This window comes from Pectobacterium fontis (assembly GCF_000803215.1).
GTDB classification, from domain to species: domain Bacteria; phylum Pseudomonadota; class Gammaproteobacteria; order Enterobacterales; family Enterobacteriaceae; genus Pectobacterium; species Pectobacterium fontis.
This window is the reverse complement of sequence record NZ_JSXC01000019.1, coordinates 14,075-34,691: the sequence shown is the minus strand read 5'-3', so window position 1 is coordinate 34,691 and position 20,617 is coordinate 14,075. Positions and strand designations below refer to the sequence as shown.

The following is a 20,617-nucleotide window of genomic DNA, read 5'->3' as shown; positions in this document are numbered from 1 at the left end:
AGTAAGGTGCATATGGATATAGTCGGATTGTCCGGTTGCCTGTTTATCCCGAACCAAACTCAACAATTGCGGCCATATGCACACCCCAGCTATTTTTACGGGGAAGGGCACCCGGGGGAATAAACGACATCCATTTTACAAATAGCCTTATCCTCACGAACCCGATAAAATCACCCCAGCGATAACCGATAACAGTAAACCTTATGCTACAAACTCTCTACACCATTATCCTGTACCTCATTCAACCGTTGATTTGGCTTCGCTTGTGGCTTCGTGGTCGCAAGGCTCCGGCCTATCGTCGGCGCTGGGGTGAGCGCTACGGTTTTTGTGCAGAGAAAGTGAAGCCAGACGGTATCATGCTGCATTCAGTGTCGGTGGGTGAAACACTCGCCGCCATTCCCTTAGTGAGAGCACTGCGCCATCGTTACCCCAATCTACCGATTACAGTAACCACCATGACGCCCACCGGCTCCGAACGCGTGCGCTCCGCTTTTGGCGACACGGTGTATCACGTTTACCTGCCTTATGATTTGCCCTGCGCCCTGAAACGTTTTTTCGACCAGGTTCGTCCAAAAATTGTCATCATTATGGAAACCGAACTGTGGCCAAATCTGATCGCGGAATTGCACAAGCGCGAGATTCCGTTAGTCATTGCCAATGCAAGACTGTCTGAACGCTCCGCGGCGGGTTATAAAAAAATCGGCAAGCTAATGCGCCATATCTTGCGGCGCATTACCCTCGTCGCCGCACAGAATCAGGAAGATGGGAATCGATTTATCGATCTTGGCCTGAAGCGCTCAAGCCTGAAAGTGACAGGTAGCCTCAAATTTGATATCTCCGTGACGCCAGAACTGGCGGCACGCGCAGTGACATTGCGCCGGCAATGGGCGGCACATCGTCCAGTATGGATCGCCACGAGTACGCACGAGGGTGAGGAAGCGATCATTCTGGACGCTCATCGACAACTGCTTGGCACCTACCCTGACTTATTACTGATTCTGGTGCCTCGCCACCCAGAACGTTTCGCCACCACGCAGGCATTGGCAGAAAATCTGGGGTTCACCTACACCCTGCGCAGCAGCGGTGAACAACCATCTGCAAACACTCAGGTGGTCATTGGCGATACCATGGGCGAACTGATGCTGTTATACGGTATCGCCGATCTGGCTTTTGTCGGAGGGAGTTTGGTCGAACGAGGCGGTCATAATCCGCTGGAAGCGGCAGCTCATGCTATTCCAGTATTAATGGGGCCGCACACGTTCAACTTTAAAGACATCTGCAACAAGCTTGAACAAGCTGACGGGTTGATTACCGTGACCAATGCAGATTCGCTTGGAAAAGAGGTGGGGAAGCTGCTCGCTGACGAGGATTATCGCCTCTACTATGGCCGGCACGCCGTGGAGGTGTTACACCAAAATCAGGGTGCGCTACAGATGCTACTAACGCTACTGGAACCTTATTTACCTCAGCGAACACAGTGATGAAGGACTGACGTGATGACAACCAAAGCGATTTATCCTGGGACATTCGATCCATTAACCAACGGTCATTTGGATCTGCTGACGCGTGCATCACGACTGTTTGACCATGTAGTTCTGGCCATCGCCGCCAGCCCAAGCAAGCATACGCTTTTCACTCTGGATGAGCGTGTAGCACTGGCAAAAGGTGCGACACAGCATTTGTCGAATGTCGAAGTCATTGGCTTCAGCGATCTCATGGCACACTTCGCGCAGCAGCAAAATGCCAATGTTCTGGTGCGCGGTTTACGCGCCGTTGCCGACTTCGAATATGAACTCCAGCTCGCAAAAATGAATCACCACCTGATGCCAACACTTGAAAGCGTCTTCCTGATGCCATCGGAAGAGTGGTCGTTTGTTTCATCCTCTTTGGTCAAAGAGGTCGCACGTCACGGTGGGGATGTATCGCATTTCTTACCCGATGCCATTGTGAGTGCTTTACAGAACAAACTCTCAAAGAATATGTAGAGGAATTATTTTTTCTTTGAATATACCCTCTAGCTATTAAAAAATAGACTGAATAATGGGGATTAAATAATAAAAAAATCTTTCAACTACTATCAGATAAAAATATTTATAAATAGATCTATTTTAGGAATAGTAAAAATGGAAAATAATTATTCAATCACTCAACGACACCCTCTTGATAAACAGCATATTAAGCTAAGTTACGTTACACATTTTTACTGTAACCAAGACAACCCTCAATCAGTTTTCACTCTGTTAAGAGAATATGAAAAACTTCCTTTATATATTCGTGAGGTAGTTGAGTTTGTTATCGTCGATGACGGATCACCGATTGAATATGATACGGGTGAATATGAACTGAACATCACTTGGTTACGCATAAAAGAGGATATTCGTTGGAATCAGGCCGGAGCAAGAAACCTCGGTGTCACCTATGCGAAATCTGATAAGATAATTATTCTCGATCTTGATCAAGAACTACCAGAAAATACATTTCTTTATCTTATTAACCATAAAAATCCAGGTAGAAATTTCTATAAAATCTACCATGAATGCCGCGAAAATGGTTTCGTCGATCGGGGAAAAACCTATAATATCGGCGATCGCTATCATGGTCACTCCAATACCTTCTTTATGTCACGAGCTAGGTTTATGCGTTTTTGGGGATATGATGAAGAATTTGCAGGGAACTACGGTTCTGAAGATTTTCGCTTCGTAAAATTCCATAAATATCAAGGATCTAAACAACGTTACCTTCCAAAATATATTCGTTGTTTTGAGAGAAATGTAGATCGTAAAGCAAGCTATCATTCATTAAATAGAGATCTTAGCGCAAATACCCCCGTCGATCTGAGAAAAAAACAAGAGTGTGCATTATTCGGAGCTGAATATGGACATAGCCGCATATTCCTTAATTATACTTGGGAAGTAAAATACCAAAATACCATCATGCCACACACTCTTCCTCCGTTGAAGAAATGGTGGAGGCCTTTATGGTGGTTCCGCTATCTTTTCGGGTTTCTCGCGAAATAGACAAAGCCAGGTATGATCCTACCCAGCAATAGTGGACTCGTGGCGAAGTGAGTAGACTCAGTGACAGAGGAGACTCACATGATAAAACCAGACAGCACGTAAAAAATACACACCTGAACTTTGTCAGGAAGTGCTGACCGTATCAACGCTCATTCAATCCCCCGTCACGGATATGTCTAGCTAACGCAGCATCCTCTTGCAAGAGGATGCCTTTTCCCTAAGGTTTATACTGATTTTCCACGTATTACCCACCATTTTCCCCTCATAAATAATCATTACTTATTAACGATGAGTCCCTTTTGGGATAGGTTATTAGTTTCATTTTTTTGAGAGTAACAGACGTTTCTGGATACTCTTTTTCCATTTGCCAATTAGACGGTAAAAAATATTTTCTTTATCAGGCAATGCCGCTGGCAGCGTTTTTATAGCACCAAACCAATCAATTAAATGACAAACATCAACATTACTATTTTTTAATTTCTCCAATTCATCACACAATCCTTCCCAAGCACACTTATTAGCATAGTAATGAATAAAACTATCTGTAGCAGGATGGATATTACCTGTGCTTTCCAGCACGACGGAAATAGCAACTTGTTCTAGAGTATGCTGTTTGACACCATATTCGTGCAGTTCATCCATAATGACAGATGCATCCTGCATTTTATTTTCCCATCCCTGTGGTAACCCAACGACACCAGAATTCCATTGACTCGATGTGATATCAACACGATATTCCAGCGTATCAATCGCACAAAGAGCATTCCAATATTCTTTTTTCGACTCTCTTGAATATTTTTTCTCTCGTTGATACATAACTGACCCACCATGATATATGGTGCTAACTAATGAACTCAATGATTGATACGCGACGACATCTGTATCTAGAAAAACGGTAGCATCAAAATCCTTCTCCATTGCGACACGTTTTATAAGATTTAATTTAACCGAAAAAACATACCCTTTATGAGCCCCTATACATTCTTGTAAGTATTTTTTATCAATAGGAAAAATTTCTATTTCATCGGCTAAGAAATCAAAAAAACCTGGTTTATCTGTATATAGTCTAAAAATAGAATCAGGCACTCTGTTTTTCAGAAAAGAAATAATCAATAGCTGGCTTTGCAGATAATATTCCTGTTTCCCAAAGGCAAGCGTATAAAATAGTGTTTTCATATTACGTCTATACTCTTTTTAATGTTTATCAATTTAATAATCTAATCAAGCTTTTATTTATAACTTAATGTAATCATTATATTTTTCCCTCTATACCTGACAACGCCGGCAAAAAAACGTACTGCGTTGTCCATGCTTGGCAGTGTCGATCGGCGTTCCACAGGTACGACAGGGTTCACCGTTGCGGCCATAGACTCGCAGCTCCTGCGCGAAATAACCGGGCTTGCCGTCTGATTGCAAAAAGTCACGCAGCGTCGTACCGCCCTGCTCAATCGAACGCTGTAGCACCTGTTTAATCACACCGACCAATCGGGCTGCGTCGTTTTCATTTAACGATCCGGCGGCTCTGTCAGGATGAATACCCGCAGCAAACAGCGATTCACTTGCGTAAATATTGCCGACGCCAACGACCACTTTGTTATCCATAATCCACTGTTTAATTGCCGTCTTTTTACCGCGTGAGGCCTGATAGAGATAATCGGCGGAGAACTCAGCTTCTAATGGCTCTGGCCCCAAATGCGCCAGTACCGAGCAGGTTTCAGGGTTATCCGTCCACAGCCAGGCACCAAAACGCCGGGGGTCGGTGTAACGCAGTACCTTACCGCTGTCCATCACCAAATCAACATGATCGTGCTTCTCCGGTTCACTGTATTCCGGCAGCACGCGCAGGCTGCCAGACATACCCAGATGCACAACCATCCAGCCGTGAGTGAGTTCAATCAGCAGATATTTTGCCCGCCGACGCACGCTGAGCACAGGTACATCGCTCAGTGAAAGGATCTCCGCCGATACCGGCCAGCGCAGACGTGTGTTCCTCACCTCCGCATAAAGGATGGTATGACCAACGAGATACGGGGAAATACCCCGACGACTGGTTTCAACCTCAGGTAATTCAGGCATACATTTCCTTTATTGAACGGCGCCTCTCCATTATTGCAGACGCTGCCAAAATGAGTATTTTCGACCGTGCTGCTGTTTTAGCTGCGCCTGATAATCTGCCCATTCCGATAGCGGTGCATGACTGATTATCTGAGAAGCCAGCTTATCCAACTTACGGTAATAATTTGCCGCGTGATCATATGCCTTACTCCGGCCAGAAGCCAAAATATCGTCGAGCAGTAAACGATAGCAAACCACCTCGGCTAAAGGATACTTGGCATCATGAAACTGTTCTACCCAGCCCAACAATACCCCGAAAAAGACATTGAGCACTTCCCGATGGGCAAGGAGTTGTGTCGATGCTTGTTCATAAGCATTGAGCGCCAATAACGTATCAATTCTGGATTCAACGTTTTCCATCGATAACACACGGACAGCAGCCTGATTCTGTAAAGTTTCTCGCTCCGTCCCATCTTGCAAGACAGCCAACAACGCTTGCAGCCGGGTATAATCCGGACGTTGTTGATAGGCCTCGCGTCGTAAAGCCAGGAGCGCATCGTGATCGCCAAGCTGAGTGTAGGCTTGATCCAGCAATACCTGACGTTTGCCCTCGCTGTAACTCTGGAACGGTTCCATTAGCCATTTCAGCGCCGCCTGTGCTTCATTGATCGACAGGCAGAACTCCGCAATATGGAGTTTTTGTAATTCGTTAGGTTCTGGGGATCCCAAAAGTACAGAACGCTCAAAGAGTGCAACGTCTTTCAAGGCTTCCGCTACACCAGAAATACCGATCGTCGCATTCATCGCACGGGAGTTATACCCCTCTTCAGAAGCCCCGATTAAGGCCTCAGCATATTCACGTTCAAAATCCTGCGCCAACTGCCACAACTCTGACGCTGTGAGTAACGTCCCACTTTGTGCAATCACACCATCCCACACGGCATAATCATTATTCTCATGCCGTTTTTTTACCTCATCAGGCCAATTCCACGTATTTTCACCTTGTGCTCGCCACTGGCTTGCTGCCTTAATCCATACCGCAAGTGCCGCCACATATGCCTCACCAATAGCGCCATTCGAATCATCCGCCCGCTCGTAGACATGGGAATGTGTAGACATCAGCGCATCAATCAGCGCAAATGCCTGTTGCGGCGCGTCATCGATCAGATAAGCGACATCATCAACCAGTGCCTCAAGCGCTATAGCAAACTCATGACTCTCGTAATAATCAATAAATCGTTTACCACGGGAAATCGACACAATACGTTGTTTTAGTGATTTCTCTCGCGCCGCGATATTTTTATTTTGGCGATACAACAGTGCTTCAATACGTTGGTCTACTTTTGGCTCCAAACCATAAATTGATTCAACCAAAAGTAAGAGTTGCGCATGCGGTGTCGCTAACAAAATCTGGTGTAATGTCGAGTCCATATTTTCATTACCGTGATAGTTGTAGAAACTCAGAAAACTGGCATAACGTCAAAAAGGATACAACAGGAAGAGTGGGAAAATGAGTGCAAAAAAAAACCCGACCAAGGCCGGGTTTTTCATTAAGAAGCTAAAATTACTTAATTTTAGCTTCTTTGTAGACAACGTGCTGACGGACAACTGGATCGAATTTCTTCAGTTCCAATTTTTCCGGCTTAGTACGTTTGTTCTTCGTAGTGGTATAGAAGTGACCAGTACCAGCAGAAGAAACCAGCTTGATCTTCTCGCGAACACCCTTAGCCATGATTCAGTTCCTTAATACTTTTCACCGCGGGCACGCAGATCGGCCAGAACCGTCTCAATACCCTTCTTATCAATAACACGCATACCTTTAGCAGATACACGCAGTGTTACAAAGCGCTTCTCGCCTTCAACCCAGAAACGGTGTGAATGCAGGTTCGGCAGAAAACGGCGTTTGGTTGCATTCAGTGCGTGGGAACGGTTGTTCCCGGCCACCGGACGCTTGCCAGTAACTTGGCAGACTCGGGACATGTCTATTCTCCAAAAATCAAATCAGCTCGAGCTTCGTATAGGGTTTGGCCGCCTCGTCAGGCTTTAGAGCCCATCTCAGCAACTTCACTGAAAAGACTCTGTCATCAGGATAAACCTGCTGAGATAGGCTCTTAACGCCACACCCAAGATTCTCAAAGGTGGCGTAGTATACGCTCTGAAGCGTAAGTGCTCAAGTCCCGAACAGCTAAAGATCCCATTGGATCGCGCAAATATCTGTTAAATCCAGCCGCGCTCGGCAAAAGAAACGTATTCACCCTGCCCAATGACCAAATGATCGAGCACGCGGATCTCCATTAACAGACAGGCTTTAACAATCTGTTCGGTTATCGCACGGTCAGCCTGACTCGGCTCCGCTTTCCCCGACGGATGATTATGCGCCAGAATCAGCGCGGCGGCATTTGCCTTTAGCGCTTCACGCACAATTTCACGCGGGTGTACTTCTACGCTGTTAATCGTACCAACAAACATCTCCTGATGGCGAATAACGTGGTGCTGATTGTCCAAAAACAGAACTAAAAAGACCTCACGCTCACGCCGAGAGAGTAGCAACTGCAAATATTGACCCGTTGCCTGGGGATTGAGCATCGCATCCTCTTTCGCCAGACGTGAGAAAAACAGCCGTCGCGACAGCTCTGCAATCGCCTTGATTTGCGTATATTTTGATATTCCCACCCCCTTGGCACTCTGGAATGCAGACTGCTCAGCCGTCATCAACTGATATAACGACCCAAACTGCACCAGCAACGCCTCTGCCAGTTGCATCACATGCACGCCGGGTAACCCGGTACGTAAAAAAATGGCCAGCAGTTCAACATCCGTCAGCGATTCAGCCCCTAAACGCACCAGCTTTTCACGCGGTGCCAATCCCTTTTCCCAACCCATCGCCCTCTCCCTGTAGCACTCAGCGCTATCATGTCACGTCCGTAAAAACAGGACGATATCGGCGATAACAGGCTGCGAAGCGCCTCGCAATCTTCTTCGGGGAACCACAGCGGCGACCTTAAGATTCCTCTCTGACGGCAAGGTTATGGTAAAATGGTGACTCTTCTGACTTTCAATCGGACCATGATGATGACGGAATTTTCCAGCCTGAATGCACTCTCCGGCAAACGAATCGTGCTGGGTATCAGCGGTGGTATCGCGGCATATAAGTGTCCAGAACTGGTACGACGCCTGCGCGATGCCGGAGCCGAGGTACGGGTTGTCATGACATCTGCCGCCAAAGCATTCATCACCCCACTGACGCTACAAGCCGTCTCCGGCTATCCGGTCTCAGACGATCTGCTTGACCCCGCCGCGGAAGCCTCAATGGGACACATTGAACTGGGGAAATGGGCCGATTTAGTCATTCTCGCCCCCGCCACTGCCGATCTGATCGCCCGAGTCGCCGCCGGCATGGCGAACGACCTGCTAACCACGATCTGTCTGGCTACCTCTGCGCCTATCGCCGTTGTCCCTGCGATGAATCAGCAGATGTACCGCGCACAGCCCACGCAGGACAACCTGCGCACACTGGCTTCTCGTGGCTTACCTGTCTGGGGGCCGGATAGCGGCAGTCAGGCGTGCGGCGATATCGGGCCAGGGCGCATGATTGACCCGCTGGAGATTGTCGGGCTGGCACAGCGTCATTTTTCTGCCATCAACGATCTGCAACATCTGCACATTCTGGTGACGGCAGGGCCGACGAGAGAGGCGCTAGACCCGGTTCGCTTTATCACTAACCACAGCTCAGGAAAAATGGGCTTTGCTATCGCGCAGGCCGCCGCCGCCCGTGGTGCTAACGTCACACTGGTCAGCGGCCCGGTTTCGCTTGCCACTCCGTTGGGCGTCACGCGTATTGATGTCGGCAGCGCGTTGGAGATGGAACACGCGGTGATGGAACACGCGGCACAGCAACATATTGTTATTGGTTGCGCTGCCGTTGCAGATTATCGTGCCAAACATATCGCCGATGAGAAGATTAAAAAACAGAGTCAGCAGGGCGATGAAATGACTCTCACTCTGGTCAAAAATCCGGATATTATCGCCGGTGTCGCCGCCATGACGAAAAACCGTCCCTATGTTGTCGGGTTTGCTGCCGAAACCCAGAATGTGGAAGAATACGCCCGGCAAAAACTGGCGCGTAAAAAGCTGGATCTGATTTGCGCGAACAACGTCTCTCTTTCCGGGCATGGTTTTAACAGTGAAACCAATGCGTTACACCTTTTTTGGCAAGGTGGAGACACGGCGTTGCCGCAATGCGACAAGCGTCTTCTTGGACAAAAATTAATCGACGAGATTATCAGCCGTTATGATGAAAAAAATCGACGTTAAGATTGTTGACCCACGCGTTGGGCAGCAATTCCCGTTACCCACGTACGCGACGCCAGGCTCTGCCGGGCTTGATCTGCGTGCCTGTCTGGATCAGGTGATTGAACTCAAAGCAGGGGAAACCACGTTAATCCCCACCGGACTGGCGATTCACATTGCCGATACCGGGCTGGCGGCGGTGATCCTTCCCCGTTCCGGGCTGGGACATAAACACGGCGTAGTGCTGGGGAATCTGGTTGGGCTGATTGATTCGGACTATCAGGGGCAACTGATGGTGTCCGTCTGGAACCGGGGACAACAAACGTTCACGGTTGAACCGGGCGAGCGCATCGCACAGATGGTTTTTGTGCCCGTCGTTCAGGCCGAATTTAATCTGGTCGACGATTTCGTCGGCAGCGAACGTGGAGAAGGCGGCTTCGGCCACTCTGGCCGTAGCTAACGCGCTCCAGCCACCCCATAGTGTAAAAATTCATATAAGCCACAGCGAGCTATCGCGACTGTGGCGCTACCGGGTGCTTGTCAGTCAAATATTTAGCAAGGGTCTTTTCAGACATGGCAGAAAAAGAAAGTACGAAAAGGAATCGCCGCGAGGAAATTTTGCAGGCGCTGGCGCAGATGCTGGAATCCAGCGACGGTAGCCAACGCATCACCACGGCAAAACTGGCTGCGAACGTCGGCGTGTCCGAAGCGGCGCTCTACCGACACTTCCCCAGTAAAACGCGGATGTTTGATAGCCTGATTGAATTTATTGAGGATAGCCTGACCACCCGCATTAATCTGATTCTGCAAGACGAAAAAGAGACATTTAATCGTCTTCGTCTGATTTTGCTGCTTATTTTAGGGTTTGCGGAACGAAATCCAGGTCTGACCCGCATCATGACCGGTCACGCGCTGATGTTTGAACAGGATCGTTTGCAGGGGCGTATCAACCAGCTATTTGAGCGTATTGAATCCCAGCTACGTCAGGTATTACGTGAGCATAAACTCCGCGATGGCAAGGGTTTCCAGCATGATGAAACACTGCTGGCCAGCCAACTGTTGGCATTTTGCGAAGGGATGCTGTCGCGCTTCATTCGCTCGGAATTCCGCTATCGTCCGACGCAGGAGTTTGATACCCGCTGGCCGCTGTTAGCCGCACAGCTAAATTGAACACGACAGTTAAATTGCAAATACCTTAAATTGACAGAATGCCGTCAGAAACATCTGACGGCATTCTGACTCACAGCGTTAAATCCCGTACTGCTCACGATAGGCTTGCACCGCATCCAGATGCGCTGCCATCTCCGGCTTTTCCGCCAGATAGGCGATCAACTCCTTCAACGTAATAATCGAAATCACCTTACACTGATAATCACGTTCCACTTCCTGAATCGCAGACAGGTCGGCACGGCCACGTTCCTGACGATCCAATGCAATCATCACCCCCGCCAGCGTCGCACCGTGCGCACCGATGATCGCCATCGACTCGCGAATCGCCGTTCCTGCCGTAATTACGTCATCCACCAGCATCACGCGCCCTTGCAACGGGCTACCCACCAGACTGCCGCCCTCGCCGTGGTCTTTGGCTTCTTTGCGGTTAAAGCAGTACGGAAGGTCGAGATCGTGGTGTTCTGCCAGCGCCACTGCCGCAGTGGTGGCAATTGGAATGCCTTTGTAAGCCGGCCCGAACAACAGATCGAATTCCACCCCGGAATCCACCAAGGCTTCCGCATAAAAACGCCCCAGTAAGGCCAGATCGCGCCCGGTATTAAACAGTCCGGCGTTGAAGAAATAGGGGCTAATACGCCCGGATTTCAGAGTAAATTCGCCGAACTTCAATACCTGCTTGCTGAGTGCAAACTCAATAAACTGGCGCTGGTAGGCTTTCATACTGCATCTCCTCGTCTTCAAATATAAAAAAAGCGACCCATGGGTCGCTTTAAAAATCAATCGGCTAAGGCGGCTTTCTGCGCCTGAACAATGATATCAATTCCCCCTCGTGCCAGCGCCAGCAGGGAGAGCAATTCTTCGTGGCTGAACGGCTCACCTTCAGCCGTTCCCTGCACTTCAATCATGCGACCGTCTTCGGTCATCACCACATTCATGTCGGTTTCCGCCGCGGAATCTTCCACATATTCCAGATCGCACAGCGCTTCGCCGTTCACAATGCCGACGGACACCGCCGCCACCATGCCTTTCATCGGGTTCTTTTTCAACTTGCCGTTGGCGACCATCTGGTTCAGCGCATCGGCCAGCGCCACGCAGGCGCCAGTGATGGACGCCGTACGCGTACCACCGTCGGCCTGCAAGACATCGCAGTCGAGCGTGATGGTGTACTCGCCGAGGACTTTCAGGTCGATAGCCGCACGCAGAGAACGAGCAATCAGGCGCTGAATCTCCAGCGTGCGACCGCCCTGCTTGCCTTTGGCGGCTTCACGCGCGTTACGGCTGTGCGTCGCCCGCGGCAGCATTCCGTATTCGGCAGTGACCCATCCTTGCCCCTGGCCTTTCAGAAAGCGCGGAACACCCTCTTCTACCGTGGCATTGCATAACACTTTGGTGTCGCCAAATTCGACTAAAACGGAACCTTCGGCGTGTTTCGTGTAATGGCGGGTTAATTTGAGGGGGCGTACTTGCTGTGCACTTCGGCCTGTTGGGCGCATGGCTCATCTCCGGCGGATCAATGAAAACTGGCACGTATTATACACGAAATCCTTCGCGTTGCGGGAAAGCGCAACGCGAAAGCCATACCTTAAACGTAGGGTATAACCTCAGGTTATACCCTACTCATAAACAAGTATTCGTCAGTCATGAAACATCATGAAATAGTCCATTTATCCCCTGAGCGTTGATGAGAACAACCATGATGCGGCATATGCAAATTGAAACGGTCAATCTGCCACTGGCCCGTCCCATGGCATCTGAAAACGGCACGCGTCATGCGGTTACTGTTATCCGCGTCGCGTTAGAAGAAAAAGGATTTATCGGACAAGGCGAATGTACGCCCGCCGCACATTATGGCGAGTCTGCCGATAGCGTATGTCGCCAGCTCTCAGCGATCCGTGAGGCGATAGAGCATGGCCTGACCATCGAACAGCTTCAGCAAGAATTACCGCCGGGTGCCGCCAGAAATGCGCTGGACTGCGCATTGTGGCGGCTCAACACCGCATTGGAAAAACAGACGCTGTGGCAACGCCTTAGCATTCATCCTCCTACATCCGTGGTGTGTGCGCAAACGCTGGCGCTCGACAGCGTGGAGAACATGGCCGCCGCCGCCTCCAGTGCCGTGTCTCACGGCGCGCTGCTGCTGAAAATCAAACTGGATCGCGAACTGATTCTGGAAAAAGTCGCCGCCATTCGCGCCGCCGCTCCCGAAGCCAAATTGATTATCGACGCGAGAGCAAGCTGGGGCGGGCTGGATTTACACAGCCTCTCTACCGCGCTGCTGCCTTATCAGGTCGCCATGATTGAGCAACCGCTGCCGGTCGGTAAGGACGAGGATTTACAACGCTTTACCCACCCGATCCCTATCTGCGCGGATGAAAGCTGCCGCCACAGCGGGGACATCGTCGGGCTACGCCGTCGTTACGACATGATCAACATCAAGCTGGACAAGTGTGGCGGGCTGACGGAAGCGCTGGCGATGGTACGTGAGGCTCAGTTTCACGGCCTGCGCATTATGGTTGGCTGCATGCTGGGTTCATCGATGGCGATGGAAGCCGCTCTGCCCGTGGCCGCCGATGCCGAGCATGTCGATCTCGACGGCCCTATCTGGCTGGCCGCCGACAGCTCGCCCTATCTGACCTATAACCTTGGCCGCATCTGGCTATGACGCGATCAATCACAGCAACCTTAACCCCCTCAACCGGAGTGACCATGACGGATATCATGCACGCGGGTGCCGCCACAGCACCCGGTAACGCCCCCAGACCTGTACTGGAAATCGACGATCTGAGCGTCAGCTTTAGCGGCCGCTCCGGCACGCATCAGGCGCTAAAAGGCATTTCCTTTACCGTGAATAAAGGGGAAGTGGTCGCCGTGGTCGGCGAAAGTGGTTCTGGCAAGTCCGTGACGTCACTCACCGTGATGGGGCTGCTGGCAGATTCTGCCAACATCGAACGCGGCGCGCTCCGTTTCACCGCACGCGACGGGCAGCAGCATGATCTGCTGCGAATGAAAGCAGACGCGCGTCGTAAACTGCGCGGCCGCGATCTCGCCATGATTTTTCAGGAACCGATGACCTCGCTCAATCCGGTACTGAAAGTCGGCGATCAGCTCACCGAAGCGCTGCTGGACCACAAACTCTGCGATGCCGCCAGCGCGGATAAAAAAGCCCGCGAACTGCTGCATAAAGTGCGTATCGCGGATGTCGATCGCGTGATGAAAAGCTATCCGCACTCGCTGTCTGGCGGAATGCGTCAGCGCGTGATGATCGCACAGGCGCTTGCCTGCGATCCGCAACTGTTGATTGCCGATGAACCCACCACCGCGCTGGACGTCACCGTGCAGGCGCGCATTCTGCAAATCCTGCGCGACCTGCAACAGCAGAGCGACATGGCGGTGCTGTTTATTACCCACGATATGGGCGTAGTGGCAGAAATCGCCGACCGCGTGGTGGTGATGTATCGCGGTGAGATCGTGGAGCAAGGCTCCGTCGAGCAGATTTTTGCCGCGCCGCAACACCCGTATACCCAGTCGCTGCTGGCCGCCGTACCGAAGCTGGGCGACATGCGCGACAGCCTCTGGCCGAAGCGCTTCCCGCTGCTGGGGCAGGCCGCCGAGCCGGAAAATAGTGAACAGGTCACCGCACGCTATGACGCCGAGCCGCTCTTGGATATCCGCGGGCTGCGCGTGTATTACCCGATGCGCAGCGGGATTTTCTCCACCGTGAGCCATCACGTTCACGCGGTAGAACAGATTGATTTCAACGTCTGGCCGGGGGAAACGCTGGCGATCGTCGGGGAAAGCGGCTGCGGCAAGTCCACCACCGGACGCGCCCTGCTGCGTCTGGTTCAGAGTGACGCCGAAAGCATTCACTTTCAGGGCAACGAAATTTCCCAGATGAAAGAGCGTGATTTCCAGCCGCTGCGTCGGGAAATGCAGATGGTATTTCAGGATCCGTATGCCTCGCTCAACCCGCGCCTGACGGTCGGTTTTACTATCGCTGAGCCGCTGCTGCTGCACGGGCTGGTGAAATCGTTGGAAGAAGCGACGCCGCAGGTGCAGGCGCTGCTGAAAAGCGTCGGCCTGCTGCCTGAGCATGCGCGGCGTTATCCGCACGAGTTTTCCGGCGGGCAGCGTCAGCGCATCGCGATTGCCCGCGCCATGGCGCTACAGCCACAGGTCATCATTGCTGACGAAGCCGTCTCGGCGCTTGATGTGTCGATTCAGGCGCAGGTCGTCAACCTGATGATGGATCTCCAGAAGAAAACCGGCGTGTCGTGGATTTTCATCTCACACGATATGGCCGTTGTCGAGCGTATCGCCAACCGCGTCGCGGTGATGTACCTCGGCCAGATTGTAGAGATCGGCCCGCGCCAGTCGGTGTTTAACAATCCTCAACATCCGTATACCCGCCGCCTGTTGGCCTCGGTTCCGATTGCCGACCCAACCCGTCGCGGCACACGCCAGTTTGACGACAGCGAAATCCCCTCACCTTTGCGTAAAGCCGGTGAGGTCGTCACCAAAACGCGCTACCGCGAGGTCGCGCCGCAGCACTGGGTTGCCGACAACGAATCGGCCGCCTGAAACACAATATTTTATAAAAAACAATGTCGTATCAACACAATGTCGTATAGATAAGCCGTTAAAACAGCGACAAAAAATAGCCACAAAACACGACGTATTCACAACACAACACACGTTCATTGCTGACCAGGAGAGATAACCATGAAGCCATTCGTTCGCCGCTCCGCCGTTGCCCTCGGGCTATCACTGTGTCTGGCGGCTGTTGCCCAGGCGCAAGATCTTCGCATTTCCATCTATGCCGATATCACCGGACTCGATCCGCACGATACCTCAGACACGCTGAGCTACTCGATTCAGAGCGGCATCTTCGAACGCCTGTTCCAGTTCGATAATAAAATGAAGCTGGTGCCACGTCTGGCGACGGGCTACACCAGCAATGACACGGCGACCGAGTTCGTCATCACGCTGCGCGAAGGCATTACCTTTCAGGACGGTGCGCCGTTCAACGCCGATGCCGTTAAAGCCAACCTTGACCGTCTGGCCGATCAGAGCAAAGGTCTGAAACGTAATAGCCTGTTTAACATGGTGCAAACCGTGACTGTGCTGTCGCCGACGCAGGTCAAAATCGAGCTAAACAAATCCTTTGGTGCCTTTGTGAACACGCTGGCGCACCCCTCTGCCGTCATGCACAGCCCGCAAGCCCTGAAACAATACCCGGATGAAGCGCAGTTGCGCGTCCACCCGGTCGGTACTGGCCCGTTCAAATTCGCCGAGTGGCAGCAGGGTAAAGACGTGAAGCTGGTGAAATTCGACAACTACTGGCAGAAAGGCTGGCCGAAAGTGGACAGCGTGACCTTCTACCCGACGCCGGAAGATTCCACCCGCGTGGCATCACTGAAATCCGGTCAGGTCGATGCCGCGTATCCGCTGCCTTCCGATCTGATTGCTACCGTACAAAGCGACAGCAAGCTGGCGATTCAGCGCGACCCAAGCATTTATCAATTCTGGCTGGCGATGAACAACCTGCGTCCACCGTTGAACGATATCCGCGTGCGTCAGGCGCTCAACTACGCCATCAACCGCGACATTTGGCTGAAAGTGGGCTTTGCGGGTATGGGCGTTCCTGCCACCTCTGCGATGGCACCAGACGTGCAGTTCTTCGCGCGCCAGAGTTCACCGAACTACACCTATAACCCGGAAAAAGCCAAGGCGCTGTTGAAAGAAGCCGGCTACGCCAACGGCCTGAGCCTGAAACTGTGGACGACAAACCGCACCGACTACATCCGTAGCGCGCAGTTCTTCAAACAGCAGTTAGAGCAGGTCGGCGTCAAAGTCACCGTCACCCCAATGGATTCAGGGATGCGCAACGCTAAGCTGTTTGGCGTGAAAGATCCGAAAGATGCCGAATTTGACCTGTTCTACAACGGCTGGTCGCCGTCTACGGGTGATGCTGACTGGGCGCTGCGTCCTCTGTTCTCCACCGAATCCTGGGTGCCGGCCGCTTATAACGTCTCCTACTACAGCAATCCGGTAACAGATAAAGCCATTACCGCCGGTCTGGCCACCGCCGATGCCGACAAACGTGCCGCCGCTTACGCCGATGCACAACGTCAGATTTGGCAGGATGCGCCTGTGGTCTTCCTGGGTACGCCAGACAACATCGTCGGTAAAACCAAGAATCTCGACGGCGTGTACATGCTGGCAGATGGCTCGCTGATCTTCGATCAGGCTGAATTTAAGTAATCGGTCAGGGAGAACGCCATGTTTGCTTATATCGTCCGACGTTTGCTGGAAATGATCCCGGTTCTACTGGTGGTCTCCCTGTTAGTGTTCGGTTTTATCAAACTGCTGCCGGGCGATCCGGCACGTATTTACGCGGGCGCTGACGCAACCATTGAGGCGGTGGAAGCCGCCCGTCAGCAGCTCGGATTGAACGACCCGCTGCCGCAGCAGTACATCAACTGGCTCGGCGGCCTGTTCAGCGGCGATCTGGGTGTCACCTACCGCACGCAGCATCCGGTTATCGACGTCATCAGCAAGAGCTTTATGCCCACCATGTGGCTGGCGCTGGCGGGGTTTGTCTGGTCGGTGCTACTCGGCCTGCTGATCGGCGTCGTTTCGGCGCTCAAGCGCGGAAAATGGCAGGACTGGACGCTGATGAGCATCGCGGTCGGCGGGATTTCCATGCCACCGTTCTGGCTCGGCCTGTTGCTGATTCAGTTTGTGGCGATGCCGTTCGGCGTGTTTTCCGTCAGCGGCTTTAATCAGCCCAGCGACATCATTCTGCCCGCGCTGACGCTCGGGGCATCGGTAGCCGCTGTGATGGCGCGCTTTACCCGCTCCGCGTTTCTGGAAGTCGCGCAGGAAGACTATGTGCGTACCGCGCGATCCAAAGGACTCCGCAACCGACTGATTACCTGGAAGCATGTGATGCGTAACGCGCTGATCCCGGTCATCACCATGCTCGGGCTGCAATTCGGCTTCCTGCTTGGTGGCTCTATCGTGGTCGAAAGCGTGTTTAGCTGGCCGGGTTTAGGTTGGCTGCTGATTGAATCCATCAAGACGCAGGATCAGCCCGTCATTCAGGCGCTGGTGATGCTGTTCGTGTTTGAATTTATTGTCATTAACCTGTTGGTGGACCTGCTGTACGCGGTGGTCAATCCGGCGATTCGCCTACGTTAGGAGACACGATGAACCTCCCTTCCGAACCCGTCGTGGCCGCAGCCACGCTTGATGAAGAGACGATACGTTCGCCGTGGCGCGATTTCGTTCAGGTCTTTATCCGTAACCCGATGGCGCTGGTGTCCAGCGGCTTCGTTCTGCTGCTGGTACTGGTCGCGATCTTCGCCCCCTGGCTGGCACCGTGGAACCCGATGGAGCCAGACTGGATGGCGCTGGCGTCACCGCCGTCGGCAGCACACTGGATGGGTACTGACGATCTCGGGCGCGATGTGATGAGCCGCATCATCTACGGCGCTCGCATCTCGCTCTATATCGGTATCTTTTCCGTCACGCTGGGCATGCTGGTCGGCATCGTGCTCGGCCTGTTAGCAGGCTACTACGGTCGCTGGGTCGATACGCTGATCATGCGCGGTTCCGACGTGCTGTTCGCCTTCCCCGGTATGCTGCTGGCCATTGCGGTCGTCGCCATCCTCGGCCCTGGCCTGAATAACGTGATTATCGCCGTCGCCGTCTTCAGCGTGCCGGTTTTCGCCCGCATCGTGCGTGCCTCTACGCTGTCGCTGAAACAGGCGGCTTATGTAGAAGCGGTACGCTGCGCCGGTGCGCCAGATCGCATCGTACTGATGCGCCACATCCTGCCCGGCACGCTGCCTAACGTGATCGTCTATTTCACCATGCGTATCGGCACCAGCATCCTGACGGCCGCAGGGCTGAGCTTCATCGGCCTTGGCCCGGAGCCGGACGTACCAGAGTGGGGTAATATTCTGGCGATGAGCCGCAGCCTGATGATGGCAGGTGCCTGGCACGTCAGCGTGTTCCCCGGTCTGGCGATTTTCTTCACCGTGCTGGCGTTTAACCTGCTCGGGGATGCGCTGCGCGATACGCTCGATCCCAAACTGAAAAGCTGAGGAAGGCGATGCACGGCGAGCACCCGATGAACGACTATCACCAGCAGCAGCAAACGCTGTTGCTACAACGCTGGAAAGCGACGCGGCAGTTGGGTACGCCGCGCTCGGTCAGCGGATCGCATAACCGCATTAGCGATGTGGCAGGCGTGCGCGTCGGTCACTGCACGCTGGTGGCAGGCAACGTGCAAACTGGCGTCACCGCGATTGTACCGCCCGGCGAAAACCTGTTCATCCAGCCTCTGCCGTGCGGCGCAGCGGTGCTGAACGGCTTCGCCAAACCTGTCGGGCTGGTACAAATTGAGGAGTTGGGAGTACTGCAAACGCCCATCCTGCTCAGCAACACACTGGCAACCGGTACGCTGTTTACCACGCTGGTGCGTGACGCGATTGCGCGTAACCCTGAACTAGGTCGTACCCTGCCGACGGTGAACCCGCTGGCGCTGGAGTGCAACGACGGCTGGCTGAACGACATTCAGGCGCTGGCGGTGACGGAACACATGGCCCGGCAAGCACTGGATAGCGCAGCAGATAGCTTCGCACGCGGTAGCGTCGGTGCCGGACGCGGCATGAGTTGCTTTAGCCTGAAAGGCGGCATCGGCACCGCATCACGCCTGATCCCTGAATTAAACGCCACGCTCGGCGTGCTGGTGTTGGCAAACTTCGGTACGCTTTCCGCGCTGACGCTCGACGGCGTGCAGATGGGAAGCGCCATCGCCCCGATTCTACCAGATCTCGCCCCGCAGCAGGACGCCGGATCGATCATCATTATCATGGCGACGGATGCCCCGCTCGACGCCCGCCAGCTCAAGCGCATCGCTAAACGTGCAGGCGCAGGATTAGGACGACTCGGCAGCTACTGGGGACACGGTTCCGGCGATATCGCCGTCGCGTTTTCCACCTGCCCACAGCCACAGCCGCCGGAGGATGCGCAGCTTGAGCCGCTGTTAAGCGCCGCCGCCGACGCCACCGAACATGCGGTGCTCGACGCCATGCTTCAGGCTGACGCCGTGACCGGTTTTCGCGGCCATCACCGCCCAACGCTGTCACAGGCGTTGGATCGGTTGGCCGAAACGCTTATCCGTTAGGACATTCTCCCGTAGGAAACTGATTATGAAAGTGTTTATCTCTGCTGATATCGAAGGGATCGCCGGCGTGATGCGCCCGGAACAGTGCAGCCCCGGCACCGCGGAATACCAACTGGCACGCGGCCTGATGGAGCAGGAAGTGAATGCCGCCATCGACGGCGCATTTGCGGGTGGTGCAACCGACGTCGTGGTCGCCGACAGCCACGCGGCGATGGTCAATCTGCGTGCAGAAAACATCGACGCCCGCGCCCGGCTGGTACAGGGCAAACCGCGCGGCTATTCGATGGTGGAAGGGTTAGAACAGCAGCAGTTCGACGGCCTGATGTTCATCGGCTACCACAGCGCAGCGGGCGAGTTTGGCGTGCTGTCGCATACCATTAATGGTCGCGCTTTCTATCGCGTGCGCATCAACGGCGAAATCATGGGCGAAAGCGACATTTACGCCGCCGCTGGTGTGGAACAAAAGACGCCGCTGTGGCTGGTCAGCGGAGACGACACGCTGCAAAGCTGGATCGCCCGTTACTACCCCGCCACCGGCTACGCCTGCGTCAAGCGCGCTATCTCTCAGCACGCGGCGGAATCCCTCAGTACCGAACAGGCGCGTCAGGTGATTCGTGACGCGGCAAAAGCGGCAGTAGAGAAAGCGCATCAGACGCTGAATTCGCGGATTCAGGCACCCTACCGTCTCGAACTGATGGTGGCAAAACCAGTTCTGGCCGATCTATTCTGTCTGCTGCCGAACGTTGAACGTTTGGATGCTATAACCGTCGGTTACACGGCGCAGAGCATGCGAGAGATCACCAGCCTGCTGGGTGGCTTTTCCTATCTGGCGACGACGCAAAACTGATTCCGGTTTCTCCGCCCCGGATGTTGGGGCCTAATCGCTTGAAAA

The 20,617-nt window shown here is 53.1% G+C and carries 21 protein-coding genes; 13 read left to right on the top strand and 8 right to left on the bottom strand.

The window, feature by feature from the left end; all coding sequences use genetic code 11:
• Window positions 1-203 precede the first annotated feature (203 nt).
• From waaA to OI69_RS06990, 3 genes are all read left to right on the top strand, one after another.
• On the top strand, window positions 204-1,481 hold the full coding sequence (gene waaA, locus OI69_RS07000; RefSeq protein WP_039347932.1) for a lipid IV(A) 3-deoxy-D-manno-octulosonic acid transferase: 1,278 nt from the start codon (window positions 204-206) through the stop codon (window positions 1,479-1,481).
• 15 nt (window positions 1,482-1,496) lie between these two features.
• Window positions 1,497-1,985: a pantetheine-phosphate adenylyltransferase gene (coaD, locus tag OI69_RS06995; protein WP_039347929.1), complete on the top strand. Its 489-nt coding sequence runs from the start codon at window positions 1,497-1,499 to the stop codon at window positions 1,983-1,985.
• A 138-nt stretch (window positions 1,986-2,123) separates the two neighbouring features.
• Window positions 2,124-3,017, top strand: a complete 894-nt coding sequence (locus tag OI69_RS06990; RefSeq protein WP_039347926.1) for a glycosyltransferase family A protein — start codon at window positions 2,124-2,126, stop codon at window positions 3,015-3,017.
• Between the two features lie 318 nt (window positions 3,018-3,335).
• Here the strand turns inward: OI69_RS06990 and OI69_RS06985 are convergent, their stop codons facing one another.
• The 6 genes from OI69_RS06985 to radC all read right to left on the bottom strand — a co-directional run bounded on the left by OI69_RS06985 (window position 3,336) and on the right by radC (window position 7,955).
• Complete coding sequence (locus OI69_RS06985; RefSeq protein WP_039347924.1) at window positions 3,336-4,193, bottom strand: hypothetical protein; 858 nt, start codon at window positions 4,191-4,193, stop codon at window positions 3,336-3,338.
• Window positions 4,194-4,283: 90 nt separating this feature from the next.
• On the bottom strand, window positions 4,284-5,093 hold the full coding sequence (gene mutM / locus OI69_RS06980; RefSeq protein WP_039347922.1) for a bifunctional DNA-formamidopyrimidine glycosylase/DNA-(apurinic or apyrimidinic site) lyase: 810 nt from the start codon (window positions 5,091-5,093) through the stop codon (window positions 4,284-4,286).
• A gap of 30 nt (window positions 5,094-5,123) precedes the next feature.
• Window positions 5,124-6,503 (bottom strand): DUF6880 family protein, encoded by a 1,380-nt coding sequence (locus OI69_RS06975; RefSeq protein WP_052198322.1) that lies wholly within the window; start codon window positions 6,501-6,503, stop codon window positions 5,124-5,126.
• A 133-nt stretch (window positions 6,504-6,636) separates the two neighbouring features.
• On the bottom strand, window positions 6,637-6,804 hold the full coding sequence (rpmG, locus tag OI69_RS19140) for a 50S ribosomal protein L33 (protein ID WP_002442576.1): 168 nt from the start codon (window positions 6,802-6,804) through the stop codon (window positions 6,637-6,639).
• 11 nt (window positions 6,805-6,815) lie between these two features.
• Window positions 6,816-7,052: a 50S ribosomal protein L28 gene (rpmB, locus tag OI69_RS06965; protein ID WP_005967968.1), complete on the bottom strand. Its 237-nt coding sequence runs from the start codon at window positions 7,050-7,052 to the stop codon at window positions 6,816-6,818.
• A gap of 237 nt (window positions 7,053-7,289) precedes the next feature.
• The gene (radC, locus tag OI69_RS06960; RefSeq protein WP_039347918.1) at window positions 7,290-7,955 is read right to left on the bottom strand and encodes a RadC family protein; all 666 of its coding nucleotides are present in this window, start codon (window positions 7,953-7,955) and stop codon (window positions 7,290-7,292) included.
• A gap of 153 nt (window positions 7,956-8,108) precedes the next feature.
• On the opposite strand from radC, the gene coaBC reads away from it, so the two are divergent.
• The 3 genes from coaBC to slmA all read left to right on the top strand — a co-directional run bounded on the left by coaBC (window position 8,109) and on the right by slmA (window position 10,532).
• Window positions 8,109-9,386, top strand: coding sequence for a bifunctional phosphopantothenoylcysteine decarboxylase/phosphopantothenate--cysteine ligase CoaBC (coaBC, locus tag OI69_RS06955; protein ID WP_407668742.1), 1,278 nt, complete (start codon window positions 8,109-8,111; stop codon window positions 9,384-9,386).
• Window positions 9,364-9,822, top strand: coding sequence for a dUTP diphosphatase (gene dut / locus OI69_RS06950; protein ID WP_039347916.1), 459 nt, complete (start codon window positions 9,364-9,366; stop codon window positions 9,820-9,822). Before coaBC ends, dut begins: the two co-directional genes overlap by 23 nt.
• Before the next feature lie 113 nt (window positions 9,823-9,935).
• The gene (slmA, locus tag OI69_RS06945; protein ID WP_039347914.1) at window positions 9,936-10,532 is read left to right on the top strand and encodes a nucleoid occlusion factor SlmA; all 597 of its coding nucleotides are present in this window, start codon (window positions 9,936-9,938) and stop codon (window positions 10,530-10,532) included.
• Between the two features lie 78 nt (window positions 10,533-10,610).
• Here slmA and pyrE read toward each other — a convergent pair whose 3' ends face one another.
• Together pyrE and rph are read right to left on the bottom strand one after the other, a co-directional pair.
• Window positions 10,611-11,252 carry an orotate phosphoribosyltransferase gene (pyrE, locus tag OI69_RS06940; protein WP_039347912.1) on the bottom strand — a complete coding sequence of 214 codons (642 nt, stop codon included), beginning with the start codon at window positions 11,250-11,252 and terminating at the stop codon, window positions 10,611-10,613.
• A 56-nt stretch (window positions 11,253-11,308) separates the two neighbouring features.
• Entirely contained in the window at window positions 11,309-12,025 is a 717-nt protein-coding gene (rph, locus tag OI69_RS06935) for a ribonuclease PH (RefSeq protein ID WP_039347910.1), read from the bottom strand.
• A gap of 203 nt (window positions 12,026-12,228) precedes the next feature.
• On the opposite strand from rph, the gene ycjG reads away from it, so the two are divergent.
• The 7 genes from ycjG (at window position 12,229) to OI69_RS06900 (ending at window position 20,572) form a co-directional block, all read left to right on the top strand.
• Window positions 12,229-13,194 carry an L-Ala-D/L-Glu epimerase gene (ycjG, locus tag OI69_RS06930; RefSeq protein WP_200886908.1) on the top strand — a complete coding sequence of 322 codons (966 nt, stop codon included), beginning with the start codon at window positions 12,229-12,231 and terminating at the stop codon, window positions 13,192-13,194.
• A 44-nt stretch (window positions 13,195-13,238) separates the two neighbouring features.
• Window positions 13,239-15,110 (top strand): ABC transporter ATP-binding protein, encoded by a 1,872-nt coding sequence (locus tag OI69_RS06925; protein WP_039347904.1) that lies wholly within the window; start codon window positions 13,239-13,241, stop codon window positions 15,108-15,110.
• A 141-nt stretch (window positions 15,111-15,251) separates the two neighbouring features.
• Window positions 15,252-16,793, top strand: coding sequence for a glutathione ABC transporter substrate-binding protein (locus tag OI69_RS06920; RefSeq protein WP_039347900.1), 1,542 nt, complete (start codon window positions 15,252-15,254; stop codon window positions 16,791-16,793).
• 18 nt (window positions 16,794-16,811) lie between these two features.
• Entirely contained in the window at window positions 16,812-17,732 is a 921-nt protein-coding gene (locus OI69_RS06915) for an ABC transporter permease (protein ID WP_039347897.1), read from the top strand.
• 8 nt (window positions 17,733-17,740) lie between these two features.
• A complete protein-coding gene (locus tag OI69_RS06910; protein WP_039347894.1) occupies window positions 17,741-18,640 on the top strand; it encodes an ABC transporter permease subunit in 900 nt (299 codons plus the stop codon).
• Between the two features lie 8 nt (window positions 18,641-18,648).
• Window positions 18,649-19,725 (top strand): DmpA family aminopeptidase, encoded by a 1,077-nt coding sequence (locus OI69_RS06905; RefSeq protein WP_235319662.1) that lies wholly within the window; start codon window positions 18,649-18,651, stop codon window positions 19,723-19,725.
• A 25-nt stretch (window positions 19,726-19,750) separates the two neighbouring features.
• Window positions 19,751-20,572 (top strand): M55 family metallopeptidase, encoded by an 822-nt coding sequence (locus tag OI69_RS06900; protein ID WP_039347891.1) that lies wholly within the window; start codon window positions 19,751-19,753, stop codon window positions 20,570-20,572.
• Window positions 20,573-20,617 lie beyond the last annotated feature (45 nt).

Excerpts from the sequence above, each read along its gene's own strand:
- OI69_RS06900 (WP_039347891.1), top strand. The coding sequence starts at position 19,751 with ATGAAAGTGTTTATCTCTGCTGATATCGAAGGGATCGCCGGCGTGATG.
- OI69_RS06985 (WP_039347924.1), bottom strand. The coding sequence starts at position 4,193 with ATGAAAACACTATTTTATACGCTTGCCTTTGGGAAACAGGAATATTAT.
- radC (WP_039347918.1), bottom strand. The coding sequence starts at position 7,955 with ATGGGTTGGGAAAAGGGATTGGCACCGCGTGAAAAGCTGGTGCGTTTA.
- coaBC (WP_407668742.1), top strand. The coding sequence starts at position 8,109 with ATGGTGACTCTTCTGACTTTCAATCGGACCATGATGATGACGGAATTT.
- rph (WP_039347910.1), bottom strand. The coding sequence starts at position 12,025 with ATGCGCCCAACAGGCCGAAGTGCACAGCAAGTACGCCCCCTCAAATTA.
- waaA (WP_039347932.1), top strand. The coding sequence starts at position 204 with ATGCTACAAACTCTCTACACCATTATCCTGTACCTCATTCAACCGTTG.
- OI69_RS06905 (WP_235319662.1), top strand. The coding sequence starts at position 18,649 with ATGCACGGCGAGCACCCGATGAACGACTATCACCAGCAGCAGCAAACG.
- mutM (WP_039347922.1), bottom strand. The coding sequence starts at position 5,093 with ATGCCTGAATTACCTGAGGTTGAAACCAGTCGTCGGGGTATTTCCCCG.
- dut (WP_039347916.1), top strand. The coding sequence starts at position 9,364 with ATGATGAAAAAAATCGACGTTAAGATTGTTGACCCACGCGTTGGGCAG.
- coaD (WP_039347929.1), top strand. The coding sequence starts at position 1,497 with ATGACAACCAAAGCGATTTATCCTGGGACATTCGATCCATTAACCAAC.
- OI69_RS06915 (WP_039347897.1), top strand. The coding sequence starts at position 16,812 with ATGTTTGCTTATATCGTCCGACGTTTGCTGGAAATGATCCCGGTTCTA.
- OI69_RS06910 (WP_039347894.1), top strand. The coding sequence starts at position 17,741 with ATGAACCTCCCTTCCGAACCCGTCGTGGCCGCAGCCACGCTTGATGAA.
- ycjG (WP_200886908.1), top strand. The coding sequence starts at position 12,229 with ATGCGGCATATGCAAATTGAAACGGTCAATCTGCCACTGGCCCGTCCC.
- OI69_RS06920 (WP_039347900.1), top strand. The coding sequence starts at position 15,252 with ATGAAGCCATTCGTTCGCCGCTCCGCCGTTGCCCTCGGGCTATCACTG.
- rpmB (WP_005967968.1), bottom strand. The coding sequence starts at position 7,052 with ATGTCCCGAGTCTGCCAAGTTACTGGCAAGCGTCCGGTGGCCGGGAAC.
- rpmG (WP_002442576.1), bottom strand. The coding sequence starts at position 6,804 with ATGGCTAAGGGTGTTCGCGAGAAGATCAAGCTGGTTTCTTCTGCTGGT.
- pyrE (WP_039347912.1), bottom strand. The coding sequence starts at position 11,252 with ATGAAAGCCTACCAGCGCCAGTTTATTGAGTTTGCACTCAGCAAGCAG.
- slmA (WP_039347914.1), top strand. The coding sequence starts at position 9,936 with ATGGCAGAAAAAGAAAGTACGAAAAGGAATCGCCGCGAGGAAATTTTG.
- OI69_RS06925 (WP_039347904.1), top strand. The coding sequence starts at position 13,239 with ATGACGGATATCATGCACGCGGGTGCCGCCACAGCACCCGGTAACGCC.
- OI69_RS06975 (WP_052198322.1), bottom strand. The coding sequence starts at position 6,503 with ATGGACTCGACATTACACCAGATTTTGTTAGCGACACCGCATGCGCAA.
- OI69_RS06990 (WP_039347926.1), top strand. The coding sequence starts at position 2,124 with ATGGAAAATAATTATTCAATCACTCAACGACACCCTCTTGATAAACAG.